Source organism: Gemmatimonadota bacterium, from assembly GCA_026705765.1.
Taxonomy (GTDB): Bacteria; Latescibacterota; UBA2968; order UBA2968; family UBA2968; genus VXRD01.
In genome coordinates this window covers 21,488-36,850 of the sequence record JAPPAB010000058.1, presented here as the reverse complement: position 1 = coordinate 36,850, position 15,363 = coordinate 21,488, and the positions used below count along the sequence as shown (strand labels likewise).

Here is a 15,363-nt window from a genome sequence, read left to right as displayed (position 1 = left end):
TATCCTAATACCCCTTCGCGTAATTTAATATACCGCGAAAAATGCGACCCGCATCGAAGTCTCGCATCTTGTGAGACCGCAACGCCCAGGCTTCGCCCTTATCGTGTACATTGCGTATCTCCACCAGAATTTCTGCCTGCGCCAGATTGCCCCGCAACACCGCCAGATTGCGCCCACCAATTTGTGCGGGCACATCTGGCAGATCGAGTGCCCTTTCCATAATCCGCGCAAATGACCGGGACCGAGAATCGATCTTCCCGCGCCTGCTCCAATAAATCACCAGCGGACCCTTTGGACGATTGGGCGTGTTATCTGCATGCAACGATATAAACAGAGTCTTCCCCCGCCTTGCAAAGAAACGGTTGGCTATTTTTACTCTTTGCACAATATTGTCAAGCCCCGGACGCACTGAAAAACTATTTCTTCTATTGGCACTTGCGTCGTTATAGACTTCGTTTTGCTCGTGTACAAACGTCCTCGCAGGCGGATTATTTTCCCGAATGAGATGATTTGGACTAATCACCGTCATCTCCACCTCGGCACCTGCAAGCCTCAGTTTTTGGTACAAACGCAACGCAATATCATAGACAAATTCGTCTTCAACCACATAAACCGAACGATTATTGCCATCTAAATTGGAAACAATAGCACCCGGATCGCGTCCACCGTGCCCCGGATCGAGCACAATGCGCCAGCCTTTTAAAGGCTGTGACCTGCTATCTCGACGCATATCAGAACTAATACTTGCATTGAACACACCCATCAAATTTCGGGCACTCCTGTAATCTTCAATCGGCTTTCTGGGGGGCACTTCCCGATATCCCCGGCTGCGTTGCACAGCGGCTTTGGGACGATAAAAATAATACGGACCATTATCCACAGTGATCTTCTTTAACCGGGTCCGTATCTTTAACCTCTGCCCCACATAAATGCGATCCGACCGGATGCCATTGCTCCGCTTCAGTTCGGTCAGGCTCATAGAATATTGCGCGGCGATTTTAGAAAGCGAATCTCCCCTTCTCACCACATAGTCCATTTCCACATAGTCGGGAGATGGACGGAAGCGAGACGGTTGCACTGTGCGAGACGGTAGCACTGCAGAAACGCGTGTGCGAAGCCTTTGTCCGGGATAAATATTATTCGACCTCAAACCATTGATACGCTTCAATTCCGTCACACTCATAGAAAACCGCGCGGCGATTTTAGAAAGCGAATCTCCCCTTCTCACCACGTATTCTACCCTACTGGTGGAGCGCGTGGGAAGCCTTTGTGAGCGAATGAACAGTCTTTGTCCCGGGTAAATGTGATGCGACTTTAACCCATTGCTCCGCTTGAGTTCGGTCACACTCATGGAAAACTGATCGGCAATTTCCCACAGAGAATCCCCTCTTTGCACCACATAAGTCTCTGTTAAAGCAGGCGCATGTGCCGCACACGACAAAAGGAAGCAGGCCAATAAAGACACTCGGATATATCGAAGCATAAAAAACTCAGTATATAGAGTGAAAAAGTGATGACATTTGAAACCGACTTGCGAAAAACCGATAGATAATAGACCTTTTAGAAAAAAAAGACAAGATATGACTCTCTAAAAATGGTAAATTTGGTCTCTTTCGCCAGCACACATGGCAATTTTCACCAACTCTATCGACCTATCCCATTTTTCAAAAATATCTATGTATATAAAAAACAACATTTAATATCACATCGCACTCCTGGCATGGATTTTGCATAAAAAGAGTGCGACGACAAAAAACATCATAATCTCATAAATGCAGCACCTTGTGAAAGGAGAAGATCATGGCACGCGGAATTTTTTACAGAATGGCCGACATCGTCAAAGCCAACGTCAACGACCTGATTACCCGCGCAGAAGACCCGGAAAAAATGATCCGCCAGATGATTCTGGAAATGGAAGAAGCCGTCAACAAAGCCACAGCCTCGGTCGGCACGGCTGTCGCCAATGAAAAACGTCTGGAAAGACAATATCTCGAAAAACAAGATCAAATCGAAGCATGGCAAAAAAAAGCTGAAATGGCCGTTGAAGCCGGCGAAGACGACCTTGCCCGCCGCGCCCTCGAGCGCAAAGCTGCAAATCAGGAAGCCACGCACGACCTCGAAGTAGCCCTCGAAGAAAGCCGTAAAACCTCGTCCCAACTCAAACAGCAACTCACCCAACTCAAAGCCAAACTCGACGAAGCCCGTACCCGCCAGGGCACCCTGATTGCCCGACGTCGTGCGGCCGAAGCCCGCAGGCAAATCGCCAGAGGCCTCTCGGGAGTGGGTGAAGACGCTTTTTCGAGCTTTGAACGATTCCGCCAGCGCATTGAGTCCGAAGAAGCAGAAGCAGAAGCCCATCAAGAAATGGCGAGTGCCGATCCCTCTCTGGAAGAAGAATTTTCCAAACTCGAGCGCAAAAGCACAGTAGAAGACGAACTCAGTGCACTGAAAAAGAAAATGGGACAAAAAGATGCGTGACCTGGAAAAACTCGCCGATGAAATCGCCAGCAAAATTGACCGCGCGGTCAACGATGCGGAGCGAAAAATAAAAAAGAAATGGAAGGGAAACTGGGAGGCGCGCGTTCACAGCGCGGGCAGTGATTTCCAAACCGCAACCCATTCATTCAAGCGCGTGCCCGACCGCCTCTCTGACCTCGCCACCGATGGGAGTTGTGCCATGCGTTACCTCTTCGCTTATGGCTTAATAGGAATGGCTGCACTTATGGGATTTTGCGGCCTCCTGCTCGTACTCATTACATTGATAGAACATCTCCTCTGGACCAATAGCACAACCTCATTCATGCACGAAAAACTCAGTAGTGGCCTCGCCTTAATCGTATTCTCTCAACTCATATGGTGGGCAGGTCGCAGAGTCAAAAGATCGGGAGACGAAAAAGCACATGCCAAAAATCAGCATCGCATACTCCGTCTCGCCCGGGAAAAAGGGGGCAACCTCACCGTGACAGAAGCCGCCATGGACACCAGAATAACAGTTGAAAAAACCGAAGAAATCCTGCGAGAATTAACCATAAGTGGTCATGCGGAAATGCGAATCTCAGATTCGGGACTGGTCGTTTACCATTTTCCGGAAATCGAACGCTGGGATGAAAAATACCGCGCGAGACCCGTAGATGAACTCTAATGAATGTGGGAGGGAAAAATAATGTTTGAAATTGGAATCATGGTAGCGATAATCATTCTCGCATCAGCGGCATACAAATCCATCGAGCACCGCACCAGAGGATCCATCCCCAGCGATGCAGAAGAACGCATAAACGCAAGAATGGACGAACTCGACCGCAGGCTCACAGACATTCAGGACGTCATGATCACCATCGACGAAAAACTCAGCAGAAAATAAGGGAGGGCACCATGATTGATTTCTTTGTTGGCATATCAATGATCATCATTGTAGGAGCCATTGTATCAGCGACACACAAATTCATCGACCGCCGCACAAAAAGCTCCATCCCCAGCGAGGCGGAAAAACGCTTGAATGAGCGAATGAACGAACTCGAACGCAGGCTTACGGACATTCAGGACATCCTCATCACCATTGACGAAAAATTCGACCGATCGCCCATTTCTCGCTAACTTAAACGAACAGGGAGGGCACCATGCGTATCTTTCTTACACTCACGGTTGGTATCAGCTTGATTATTCTTGCAGGCGGTACAGTTGCCTTTATTCTCCATGACCCAACATTTGGAGGAGGTCTCATCTTGTTGGCAGCCTGGGGGGCTATAGCTTTCATTACTTTTTTCATCCTCGCAGACACATTCGACAGAGAAGACCAAAAAAGAAACAGATCGACCAAAAACAACAACCTGTCTGAAAAGCTGACAAAACGCGTGAAAGAACTCGAAAAACGCCTCATCGACCTTCAAGACATCGTCATCACCAACGACGACAAACTCGAGCGTCTCGAAAACAAATCGGTCGCTACACCATCTCCACCTCCGCAGACCATCTCGGAATGACGGACAACCTCACACCTCCTGAAAAAAGGACATCTCATGTTGGCAAAACTTATCGGCATCGTATTCATCGTCATTGGCGGCTATATTGGCTTTACAGTTCTCTTCCCACTCATCGGCTCTCTACTGGAATCAATCTTGCACCTGATCGGACTTCTCATCGCCGCTATATGTATTGGGATCGGTTATCGCTTGCTCAAAAGAGACTGACGGAAAAATCCGTCTTGTCACAAACAAAAGAATAGTAATAAACGAATTACCTTAACGAATGGAGAAAAAAGTGAAAACACAGGATCAAAACCTGATTCGCGCATCCCTCTCGGGCGACCGCCGGGCATTTGAAACGCTCTACCACAAATATCAAAGTCAGATCTACGGCACCCTCGCACAGCGCATCTCGGACCGCGACACCATTGACGACCTGATGCAAGACACATTTTTCCGCGCCTATCGCTCGCTCCACACATTCAAAGGCCAGGCAGCATTTTCGACCTGGCTCACGCAAATTGCCCTCAACGTCTATCGCTCGCACCTGCGCTCGCAGCAAGTCCGGCAAAACTGGGTCTATCAAACCGAAGACCCCGAAGTCGTACACAACGTCATCCGCGACCTCATACCCGGCGCGCTACCAGACCAAATAGTCGAAAAACGCGAACGCATACAATTGGTCCACAAAAGCATACAAAACTTGCCCGAACGCTATCGCAAAGCCATGTGGCTGCGCTACGTCATGGACTGGTCCTACGAAGAAATCACACAGGCGCTTCGCGTTCCACTCGGAACCGTAAAAACCTGGCTGTGCCGCGCTCGTCGCCAGCTCAAAAGCGAATTTCGCAAACTCGGTTTACAGCCCGGATGACCGGATGCGAAATAACCCTTGCTTTTCGCCCTTTGCATAGACAAATTTAGGAATAACAGGTTCCTACACCCAAAGTAGTTATAGAACGCGCAAGATTTCTGGAGGTTAATATGCAGGCATGGTGGTCAGAACTCGCGCCTCTCACTCAGGCATTCTATGGCTGTGCCGTCTTCTTCACCCTATTGTTTCTCTGGCAATTTATCACAACACTCATGGGCCTGGGCGATTCCGCAGACGTCATGGACCATGACAGCTTCAATGCCAACGATGCGGGGCCAGATGTCGATAATAGTCCTTATGATCACGGTACCGCCACCTTTCAACTGCTCTCGCTGCGTTCCGTGATTGCCTTTGGCATGCTCTTTGGCTGGGCTGGTGCACTCTACCTCGACCTGGGCCTCTCAGTCGAAGAGTCGGTTCTTCGCGGCCTCATATGGGGCGGCGCAGGGATGGTCCTGGTTGCGTATTTCTTTTACAAAGTGCAACAACTCTCCGAATCGCATAACCGAAACCTATCGTCCTGCATCGGCAATGAAGGCGAAGTCTATATCGACATCCCCGAAAATGGAGCGGGTCAAATCCGCGTGATGGAAAGCGGGGCTGTCAACTACATCTCTGCGCGCAGCAAAGACGGGCAACCCATCCAGAACAAAACGCCGGTCCGCGTACTGCGAACACTCGACATAACCACCGTTGAAGTCGAACCCATTTAATCCCGAACTTAAAGGAGACTCCATGCCCACCGAATTCATTCTCACCGTACTCCTATCAGCCGTTGTATTATTGCTGTTCCTCACATTCATCTCGCGTTACAAACGCTGTCCATCCAACAAAATTCTCGTCATCTACGGCAAAACAGGGGGTGGCACAGCTGCAAAATGTGTACACGGTGGTGCAGCTTTTGTCCTGCCCCTATTGCAGGACTACGAGTACCTCGACCTCGAACCCTTTGTCGTCCCCATCGACCTGGACAACGCGCTATCACAAGAAAACATCCGCGTATCTGTGCCCACCACAGTCACAGCAGCTATCTCCAATCAGCCCGGCGTTATGCAAAACGCGGCCATCCGCCTCCTGGGCCTGTCCCGCGATCAAATTCAGAGCCAGGCACAGGACATCATCCTCGGCCAGATGCGCGCGGTCATTGCAACCATGCAAATCGAAGAAATCAATCAGGACCGACAGGCATTCATGACCAAAGTAAATGACGCCGTCTCCACTGAAATGGAAAAAATTGGTCTGGCAGTTATCAACGTCAACATCAAAGACCTCGACGACGAAAGCGGCTACATCAAAGCCATCGGCCAAAAAGCAGCCGCTGAAGCCGTGAATCAGGCATCTATCGACGTGGCCGAACAAGAACGACACGGACAGGTCGGCGTGGCCGAACGCGCACGCGATCGGCGTCGGGATGTCGCCGCAGCTGATTCAGAGGCCGAAGTTGGCGAAGCCGAAGCTGCGCGAAACAGACGACGACAGGTCGCAGCACTCGAATCAGAAGCAGAAATCGGTGAATCAGAAGCCGCGAGAGACAGACGACGACAGGTCGCAGCACTCGAATCAGAAGCAGAAATTGGCGAAGCACAGGCCGGGCGGGACAAACGTCAGAATGTCGCGGCTCTCGAAGCAGAAGCCGTACAATCAGAAACAGAAGCAGAAGCAAAAACAGCGGGCTATCGCGCGGGACAACGCGTTGCAGAAGAAGAAGCGCGTAGAAAATCAGAAGAAGCGACCAAAGCCACTGACGGCGCCATTCGCGTCGCGCAGGAAACCGCTGAAAAAGCAGCCGAAGAAGCCCGAGCACTGCGCGAAGAAGCGCGCCTGCGTGCAGAAATCGTCGTTCAGGCAGAAGCCGAAAAACAACGCCAGGTCGTTCAGGCAGAAGCCGAAAAAGAACAGCGACGGCTTATTGCCGAAGGTGAAGCCGCTGCCATTCTCGCGCAAAAACAGGCTGAAGCCGAAGGGACTCAGGCCATTCTCAATGCCAAAGCCGAAGGATACAGACAACTCGTCGAAGCCTGTGGCAGCAACGACCAAGCAGCAGCGGCCTTCCTGATCATCGAACGCCTCACCGAAGTCGCCAATATTCAGGCAGAAGCCATTAGCAACTTACCCATCGACAAAGTAATGGTCTGGGACAGCGGCAATGGCGAGAGTGGCATGTCCAACCTGGGACAACGCCTCATGGGTGCGCTACCTCCCATGCACGATCTGGCGCGTCTGGCAGGGCTTGAATTGCCCGAATTTTTGGGCAAAATGAACGGCGAGCAAACACCCGGAGAAAACGGCAAATCCGATACATCAGAGTAATGGCATGTCCAACACCCTGAACACACACCTCAATCTGGAAGCCCATTTCCAAACGGCCCTGCAACACGCACGCGGGGCAGCGCCAGGCTCGGGCGACTACAAAAAAGCGGTTGAACACCTCGAATACATTTTGTCTGTCGATGCCCAGGGCGAAGAAATGGACCGCGTCTGTTTTTTGTTGGGCAGCCTGCTCGATGACTTTCCTGAAAACGCATCGCGAGCCATTGCCGTTTACCGCCGGGGTTTGGAAGCCGATCCCCTCTTTGCGCCCGGGCATAATAATCTGGGCGTTTTGCTCATGCAAAATGGGCAAATCCTATCGGCCCTTGGCGAATTTAAAATCGCCGTACACCTCGAACCCGATTACATGCTACCCTATCGCAACCTCGCCCGCTTGCTCTTTCAACACATGAGCCCGGCACAAATGGAACGAGAATACGCAAGCATCACCGAAGAATTTGGCGTCAGGGCATCGAGCATTCTCGCCCGCCTATCTCTCGAACTCATAGACCTTGGACGCGCACAAGTCTATGAAAGCCTCTACACGCACGGCCATCGCATCAAAAATTTGATGGGTCTCTCCGGCAGCCGAATGCGCCGCGCCATACGCAATTTACCGCCAAATTCCGATGGCCTGGATGACCTGAAAGACATCGCACACGAACAAGAACACATCTACAACCAATGGGTTGCCTACTTGCGGTCTATGAAACAAGACACGATGAACCCCGCGCTGGTCGATGTGCCTCAACTCATTGAAAAAATGACCCACAGACTCTCTGCACGAGCAGGGGACAAAGAACTCATCTTTGCTGCAGAACCTCATGTGCCTCAGGTAAAAGCGGACGCTGGCATGTTATCTGAAGCCGTGACAAACCTGACCCTCAACGCCATCGAAGCCGTTGAAGATAATGGCGTGGTGAGAGTACAGGTCGGCGCCGATACAGAACGCAGTTCGGTATATATTGAAGTGGAAGACAATGGCCCCGGCATTCCGGAAAATTTGCAAACCCGCATATTTGATCCCGGATTTTCAACGCGAGAACGGGGCAATGGCTATGGGCTGAGTATATGCTCTCGCATTGCAGCGGCACACCGAGGCACGTTGCGCGTGATCAGCCGCCCCGGTGCAGGCGCGGTTTTTCGCATTGACCTGCCCGTCGATTTTGAAGTCTCAACACAACAAGATAGCATTGGCCTGCAACACAGCGTACCCGATACCTCGCGCGATCCAATAGCTGAAGAATTTATTCAATAAGACCCTTATCCCATGACTGAAATTATCGTTGCTGACGACCAGATAGAAGTCCTCGACATGCTGATTCGAAGCCTGCGAGACGACACGCGCAAGATCCACGCCTTCTCCACCGGGCGCGAAGCGCTAACATATCTCCAACAGCATCCCAATCAGATTGGCCTGGCCATTCTCGACCTCGATTACGGACCCGATGAACCCAATGGCCTCGAAATTTTACCACAAATGCTCGAATCCGTTCCCGACCTGCCCATCATCATGCTCACCGGACAGGGCACAATAGATACTGCCGTAGCTGCATTGCGATTGGGCGCAACAGACTTTATTGAAAAAGACTTTTATATCGAAGACAAAATCGAACTCAGCCTTGAAAAACTCGACCGCGTGTATCAAGCACTCAGGGAAAATGCCCAACTGCGGGCAGAAGTTCAGGACCTGGGGCGCGAAAACCAATTCTACCGGGACGAATTTGGCAAGCGCTATCAAATCATCGGCTCCAGCCCCAAACTCCAGCAAATCCTCCAGCGAGCGCAAACCGTAGCCCCCATCCCCCGCCCCGCACTCATCACAGGCGAACCCGGAACGGGCAAAGAACTCGTCGCCGCTGCCATACACTATAGCAGTGACCGCAAAGACCGCCCCTTTGTCAAAGTCAACTGCGCCGCCATTGCCGACCAGTTGCTCGAAAGCGAACTCTTTGGACACGAAAAAGGGGCTTATACTGGCGCGACAGAAGCCCGCCCGGGCAAATTTGAAGCCGCCAGTGGCGGCACCCTATTCCTCGATGAAATCGGCAACACCACCCCCGAATTTCAGCAAAACGTATTGCGCGCCATAGAATATAGCGAAATCCAGCGCGTGGGCAGCGCGACACCCATCTTTGTCGATGTTCGCGTTATTGCCGCCACGAATACCGACCTCGAAACGGAAATTGCCGAAGGCCGATTCCGCCAGGACCTCTACGACAGATTGCGCTTTGAAGTCTTGCACATGCCCCCGTTGCGCGAACGCCGAGAAGACATTCCCGCATTAGCCGATTATTTTGTCGCACAAATCGTCGAAGAAGTACCGGGCCTGCAAAAACGCGATTTTTCCGATGCGGCAACAGAACGCCTGATGACATATAGCTGGCCGGGCAATGTGCGCGAACTCAAATTTGCGGCCGAACGCGCGGCCTGTGTCGTCCGCGGAACTGAGATTGAACCCGACGATCTGCCCCCCGAAGTTTCTCAACAAGCGCCCCAATCACCCGAATTGAACGACGGTTTTGAATCACAAGTGCAATCCTATGAACTGAGTCTATTGCGGCGCATTCTCGATAAAGTCTCCTGGAACCAGCGTGAAGCCGCCAAACAACTCAAACTCAGCTACGACCAATTTCGCCACCTGTACCGCAAATATAAACTCAACAAAGAAAAACCCTGATTGCTATGGCTCTCGACATCCCCGTTCGGGCAAATCTCCAATTCTTTCGCTGTCTCAACGACAGCATATCCACCTGGGCGAGCCACCTGCCCCTTTTGTTCCTCGCTTCATTCTTGGCAATACTCCTGAGTGCGATATCGGGCACTTTGCTCCTGGGCAGCTTATATGCTGGCTTTGCCATCATGATCTTGCGCGCGCAGCAAGGAGCAAAACCCCATATGCGAGATCTATTTGGGCAGATCATTCGTTTCGTCCGTTTTTTTTCGATGAATATTTTTATTTTTTTGTTTTTTATTCTCGGCTTCGCCCTCATTTTAGTGCTGGTTTTTGTGAACAGTGATTTCTTTGCATTCCTGCTCAATGCATTCAAACAGGTCGTCGCCCGGGAAACGACCTGGGATATCCCCGCTGCACCAGAAAACATTGGAAGATTTTTAGAAGATAAAAATATTATTTATTATGCCGTCATTCCGGCAGCTTGCCTCTTATTTTTACCCGGCCTCATTTTTGTTGTCAAATGCTTCTATATCTATCTTTTGGCAGCAGACCGGGGTGTACACATCGATGAAGCCTATGTCGAAAGTCGCAAAGCCGTTGAACGCTATGGTTTTTTTCGCCACTGCGCGCTTATACTCACCGCGCTCGGAATTCTCGCAGGCTCAGTCGCACTCACCCGGGAGGTCATCGACAATGCCTTCGCCCAACTCTGTGTCTTCGCCCTCTTTCAACCCCTCGCCCTCGGAATTTTTGCATCGGCCTACAACCAGACCCTCTGTGAAGAAGCGCGACAGTGGGAGAGCTACAAACAACAATTTTCCGAAATGCGCGATGAATTGCAAACAGCGCACGACATGCAAATGGGTCTATTGCCGCAATCCAGTCCCAACCTGCTTGGTTTTGCACTCGACGGAACCTGTATTCCCGCCAACAGCGTCGGCGGGGATTACTATACGTACCGCTGGTTGGATAAAGAAAAAACAAAACTCGGCATCGTCGTTGCCGATGTCTCTGGCAAAGCCATGGAAGCAGCTGTGACCGCCGTGCGTTTCAATGAAATGCTCCGCTATGAATGCCAGAATCGCGTTGCGCCAGCCGATATTCTCGACGGTCTTAATGACTCACTGGAAGGTCAAATTGACCACACGACATTTATCACATGCTGCATCGCTGTGCTCGACGTACCCACAGGCGAAGTCACCCTTGCAAGTGCAGGACACTGTCCTCCGATCCACCTATCCAATCGATCTCAATTTATCGACATCACGGGCTATCCTCTTGGAATCCCGGCACTCGTGCGGCCCCAAACGCCTTATCGCGTTGAGCATTTAACACTCGCGCCCGGTGATCGCCTCGTGCTCTACTCCGACGGTGTTGTCGAAGCCCAAAATGCCAAACGCAACTTCTTTGACGACGACCGATTTGTCCGTTGCCTCGAACGCGCATCCATAGATCGGACGCCCACAGACCTGATTGCCGACCTCGTCGCCAATATCAAATCCTTTATTGGCAAAGCGCGGCGCACCGACGATATAACCCTCGTTATTCTCCAGCGCGATTTATCCCTTAACTCCTGACCCATCTCATGACGACCAACGACCGCTTCATACTCATACACTATCACGAAATTGGCCTCAAAGGCAAAAATCGGGGCAAATTTGAACGGCACCTGATGACCAACATCACCCGTGCACTCAAAGACGTACCCTGTGGAAAACTCGAACGTCTATCGGGCCGCATGATGCTCGCACTCACCTCAGAATCGCCAATAGATATTATCCGCGAACGACTCGCAACAGTCTTTGGCATCGCCAACTTTTCCGAAGCAGTAGTCGCCAAACGCAATATCGAAGCCATTCGAGAAACAGCCTGGGCACTTGCACAAAAAACCGACTTCCAATCCTTCAAAATTGTCACCAGACGCGGCGACAAAACCTTTCCCTTCAATTCGGACCAGATCAACCGGGACGTGGGCAAGCATATTCAAACCCTGTCCGGAGCCCGCGTCCTGATGGACAACCCAGACCTCACCTGCTTTATTGAAATTGCCCCACAACGCATATTCATCTATGCCGAAAAAATTTCGGCACCAGGGGGTTTGCCCGTCGGTTCCAATGAACGCGCTGTAAGCCTCATCTCCTCGGGCATTGACTCACCCGTGGCTTCTTACAAAATTATGAAACGCGGCGTCAAACTGACTTATGTGCATTTTCACAGCCAGCCCTATACCAATCGCAACTCCCAGCGCAACACCGAAGACCTCGTGCAACTCCTCACCCGGCATCAATACGTGTCGGACCTTTACCTGGTGCCATTTGTCGAAATTCAACGCCACATCATGACGCGAGCACCTGCGAGCTATCGCGTCATTCTCTACCGCCGCGCCATGCTGCGCATTGCAGAAGCCATTGCCCAAAAAGTCGATGCCCTGGCACTCGTCACAGGCGAAAACGTCGGACAGGTCGCCTCGCAAACCCTGTCGAACATGCGCGTCATCGAAGAAGTGACCCCGCTACCCATCTTGCGTCCCCTATCCGGTGACAACAAAGAAGAAATCATCAACGAGGCACGGCGCATTGGCACATATCAAATCTCCATTGAACCCTACGAAGATTGCTGCTCTGTCTTTGTGCCCAAACACCCCGAAACGCGCGCCAATTTGGAAAAAGTCCGCGAAATCGAATCCACACTTGACCTCGCCCCCCTCATCGAACAAACCCTTGAACAAACCGAACGCAAAACGTTTAAGTTTTAGCATACTCATTTTCCAACTCCCACCTTCTTGTGCCAGACCTCCAGCCCCTGGTACGCTTCAAAAATCGCCTCAATCAGATATCGAATCGCCGCACTAAAATAGCGTCCTCGCCGCCACGCCACACCGACCTCGCGGCTAAATGCCACCCCCTCCACATCCACCACCTTTAACGCCCCGGCACTTAGGGACTCCTGCACAGTTAGCAAAGGCAAAAACGAAATCCCAACGCCGACCTCCACCAGCTTTCGCATCGCCTCCGGACTTCGCATCTCCATCACCACGCCGGGAGACACGCCTGCTTCTGCAAATCGCTCATCCACAATTTTGCGCGATATGGAATCCGTGTGAAACAAAATCAAAGGCTCTTGCACCACCTCTTGCAAGATCGCGTTTTTCCGCGCGGCAAAAGGATGAGATGCCCCCACCACAAGCGGCATAGAATCCCGATAAATCGACACCGTCTCCACGCGCGGATGATCATAAGGCAGTGAAATAACCGCAAACTCAGAGCGATTCATCAACAGATCATCCACCAGATAGCGCGATGGCGCCACCTGTGCAGACAGAGAAACATCGGGATAAACACGCCTGTAATCCTTCAAAATATCCGGCAATAAATACGTCACAGCCGCATCAATTGCGCCAAACTGAAACCCCTCCCCCGGCAACACATCGCGCCGCTGCAAGTGGTCTTCTACCTCTTCGACCAGATCCTGAATCTGCATCGCATAATTCACCAGCGTGCGCCCTTCCATTGTCAGCACCACGCGCTTGCCACCCCGGTTAAAAAGCCGTACCCCCATTGTTTTTTCCAATTCAGCAATACCACTGCTCACCGTTGGCTGAGTCACATGCATCTCCCGCGCTGCCTGGCTAAAACTCCCGGTCTGTGCAACAGACAAAAAATAGCGCAAATGATAAAGATTCATATCTCACTCCAATTGTAGAAGGCAATCTATAGATTTTATCTATAATTAATATAGCAATTATTGATTTGTCTAATAAGAAAAAATCACAGACATTTGTTCGATAATATTTTATTAACTCTTTTCATGCAAGGAGAAGACTCATGTCCTCCAAAGTCCGAGTCGCCATCATCGGTGCAGGCAACTGTGCATCCTCCCTCGTACAGGGCGTCGAATACTACAAAAACGCTTCTGAAGATGATTTCATCCCCGGATTGATGCACCCCAACCTGGGTGGTTATCACATCCGCGACATTGAATTTTCTGCCGCCTTTGACGTCAATGCGGAAAAAGTGGGAAAAGACTTGAGCGAAGCCATCTTTGCACATCCCAACAACACCATCAAATTTGCCGAAGTCCCCCACCTCGACGTTCCCGTTTACCGCGGCATGACCCACGATGGCCTGGGCAAATACCTCGATCAGGTCATCACAAAAGCCGAAGGCGACACCGTTGACATCGCCGAAATCCTCAAAGCCACGCGCACAGATGTCGTCGTCAATTATTTGCCCGTAGGCAGCGAACAGGCCACCAAGTGGTATGTAGAACAGGTCCTCCAGGCCGGATGTGCCTTTATCAACTGCATGCCCGTCTTTATCGCAAGCGCCGGACACTGGCCCGAGCGCTTTGAAAAACGCGGCCTACCCCTCATCGGAGACGACATCAAATCGCAGGTCGGCGCCACCATCACCCACCGCGTACTCACTCGCCTGTTCCGCGAACGCGGCGTCAAACTCACCAAAACGTACCAACTCAATTTTGGCGGCAACACCGACTTTTACAACATGCTCGAACGCGAACGCCTGGAATCAAAAAAAATCTCCAAAACGCAAGCCGTCACCTCTCAACTCGACTACGACCTGGGCGAAGACAATATCCACGTTGGTCCCAGCGATCACATCCCCTGGTTGGAAGACCGCAAATGGTGTCATATCCGCATGGAAGGCGAAACCTTTGGCGGCGTGCCCCTCAACCTGGAACTCAAACTCGAAGTCTGGGACTCACCGAATTCAGCGGGCGTGGTCATCGACGCAGTCAGGCTCTGCAAACTCGCCCTCAACCACGGCCTCAAAGGCCCCTTGATGGGACCATCGTCTTACCTGATGAAATCGCCACCCAGACAATTCAGCGACGATCAAGCGCGCGAAATGACGAGTGATTTTATTCGCCAGTACGGCTTAAAAGACTAAACTTCTCTTCCTTCAACACAGCGTTTATCTTATATATTAAGCGACCCTGGGCTTTATGTCCCTGGTCGCTTATTTTTTTAATATGGGCAATGCAATCTATCGGAAAGGTAACCAATGAAAAATGTGCAAAAATTAAAACATCACGACATTGACGCATACACAGAACGCACCAGAAACGGACCCTGCTTTATATGCGAAATGCTGGCGGGTAAAAACCCCCATCACATAGTCTATCAGGACGACTTTGCAGTTGCATTCATGAACAAATACACGCGGCTCTACGGATACGTCCTGGTGTCTCCCATCAGACATAGAGAGCATGTAACGAGCGACTTTACAAAAGACGAATATTTGAGAATCCAGTCCCTCATATACGACATTTCAGAAGCTATCAAAAAAGTCGTCAGCACGGAACGGATGTATATCCTATCTCTTGGGAGTAAACAGGGAAACGCGCATGTCCATTGGCATATAGCTCCATTGCCCCCTGGCGTTCCTTATGAAAAACAACAGACTAAGGCCATCAGTCCGCGCGAAGGAATTTTGGATATTTCTGAAAGTGAAATGGAAGCACTCGCTAACCAAATACGAAGGGCGATGGAGGGGTAAACTGTATCAATATGATAATTT

General features: G+C 51.0%; 17 protein-coding genes. 15 read left to right on the top strand and 2 right to left on the bottom strand.

The window, feature by feature from the left end:
• Positions 1-4: 4 nt before the first annotated feature.
• Positions 5-1,483 (bottom strand): LysM peptidoglycan-binding domain-containing protein, encoded by a 1,479-nt coding sequence (locus tag OXH16_08455; GenBank protein MCY3681416.1) that lies wholly within the window; start codon positions 1,481-1,483, stop codon positions 5-7.
• Positions 1,484-1,800: 317 nt separating this feature from the next.
• Between OXH16_08455 and OXH16_08450 the strand changes: the two genes are divergently transcribed.
• The 13 genes from OXH16_08450 to thiI all read left to right on the top strand — a co-directional run bounded on the left by OXH16_08450 (position 1,801) and on the right by thiI (position 12,578).
• A complete protein-coding gene (locus OXH16_08450; GenBank protein ID MCY3681415.1) occupies positions 1,801-2,478 on the top strand; it encodes a PspA/IM30 family protein in 678 nt (225 codons plus the stop codon).
• On the top strand, positions 2,471-3,142 hold the full coding sequence (locus OXH16_08445) for a hypothetical protein (protein ID MCY3681414.1): 672 nt from the start codon (positions 2,471-2,473) through the stop codon (positions 3,140-3,142). The genes OXH16_08450 and OXH16_08445 overlap by 8 nt, the downstream gene beginning before the upstream one ends.
• Positions 3,143-3,163: 21 nt before the next feature.
• A complete protein-coding gene (locus OXH16_08440; GenBank protein ID MCY3681413.1) occupies positions 3,164-3,361 on the top strand; it encodes a hypothetical protein in 198 nt (65 codons plus the stop codon).
• A gap of 11 nt (positions 3,362-3,372) precedes the next feature.
• Positions 3,373-3,594, top strand: a complete 222-nt coding sequence (locus tag OXH16_08435; protein ID MCY3681412.1) for a hypothetical protein — start codon at positions 3,373-3,375, stop codon at positions 3,592-3,594.
• 23 nt (positions 3,595-3,617) lie between these two features.
• Positions 3,618-3,980, top strand: a complete 363-nt coding sequence (locus OXH16_08430) for a hypothetical protein (protein ID MCY3681411.1) — start codon at positions 3,618-3,620, stop codon at positions 3,978-3,980.
• Between the two features lie 36 nt (positions 3,981-4,016).
• Positions 4,017-4,187 (top strand): hypothetical protein, encoded by a 171-nt coding sequence (locus OXH16_08425; GenBank protein ID MCY3681410.1) that lies wholly within the window; start codon positions 4,017-4,019, stop codon positions 4,185-4,187.
• Positions 4,188-4,257: 70 nt separating this feature from the next.
• Positions 4,258-4,836: an RNA polymerase sigma factor gene (locus tag OXH16_08420; protein MCY3681409.1), complete on the top strand. Its 579-nt coding sequence runs from the start codon at positions 4,258-4,260 to the stop codon at positions 4,834-4,836.
• 110 nt (positions 4,837-4,946) lie between these two features.
• The gene (locus OXH16_08415) at positions 4,947-5,549 is read left to right on the top strand and encodes a hypothetical protein (protein ID MCY3681408.1); all 603 of its coding nucleotides are present in this window, start codon (positions 4,947-4,949) and stop codon (positions 5,547-5,549) included.
• Positions 5,550-5,571: 22 nt separating this feature from the next.
• Positions 5,572-7,146 carry an SPFH domain-containing protein gene (locus tag OXH16_08410; GenBank protein MCY3681407.1) on the top strand — a complete coding sequence of 525 codons (1,575 nt, stop codon included), beginning with the start codon at positions 5,572-5,574 and terminating at the stop codon, positions 7,144-7,146.
• A 4-nt stretch (positions 7,147-7,150) separates the two neighbouring features.
• Positions 7,151-8,404 (top strand): ATP-binding protein, encoded by a 1,254-nt coding sequence (locus OXH16_08405; protein MCY3681406.1) that lies wholly within the window; start codon positions 7,151-7,153, stop codon positions 8,402-8,404.
• Positions 8,405-8,416: 12 nt separating this feature from the next.
• On the top strand, positions 8,417-9,826 hold the full coding sequence (locus OXH16_08400; protein MCY3681405.1) for a sigma-54 dependent transcriptional regulator: 1,410 nt from the start codon (positions 8,417-8,419) through the stop codon (positions 9,824-9,826).
• Positions 9,827-9,831: 5 nt separating this feature from the next.
• Entirely contained in the window at positions 9,832-11,400 is a 1,569-nt protein-coding gene (locus OXH16_08395) for a PP2C family protein-serine/threonine phosphatase (GenBank protein MCY3681404.1), read from the top strand.
• An 8-nt stretch (positions 11,401-11,408) separates the two neighbouring features.
• Positions 11,409-12,578, top strand: a complete 1,170-nt coding sequence (gene thiI, locus OXH16_08390; protein MCY3681403.1) for a tRNA 4-thiouridine(8) synthase ThiI — start codon at positions 11,409-11,411, stop codon at positions 12,576-12,578.
• 5 nt (positions 12,579-12,583) lie between these two features.
• Here the strand turns inward: thiI and OXH16_08385 are convergent, their stop codons facing one another.
• The gene (locus OXH16_08385) at positions 12,584-13,507 is read right to left on the bottom strand and encodes a LysR family transcriptional regulator (GenBank protein MCY3681402.1); all 924 of its coding nucleotides are present in this window, start codon (positions 13,505-13,507) and stop codon (positions 12,584-12,586) included.
• A 140-nt stretch (positions 13,508-13,647) separates the two neighbouring features.
• Here OXH16_08385 and OXH16_08380 point away from each other — a divergent pair, with 140 nt between their 5' ends.
• Both OXH16_08380 and OXH16_08375 read left to right on the top strand, forming a co-directional pair.
• Positions 13,648-14,733, top strand: coding sequence for an inositol-3-phosphate synthase (locus OXH16_08380; GenBank protein ID MCY3681401.1), 1,086 nt, complete (start codon positions 13,648-13,650; stop codon positions 14,731-14,733).
• A gap of 114 nt (positions 14,734-14,847) precedes the next feature.
• Positions 14,848-15,342: an HIT family protein gene (locus tag OXH16_08375; protein ID MCY3681400.1), complete on the top strand. Its 495-nt coding sequence runs from the start codon at positions 14,848-14,850 to the stop codon at positions 15,340-15,342.
• Positions 15,343-15,363: the final 21 nt, after the last annotated feature.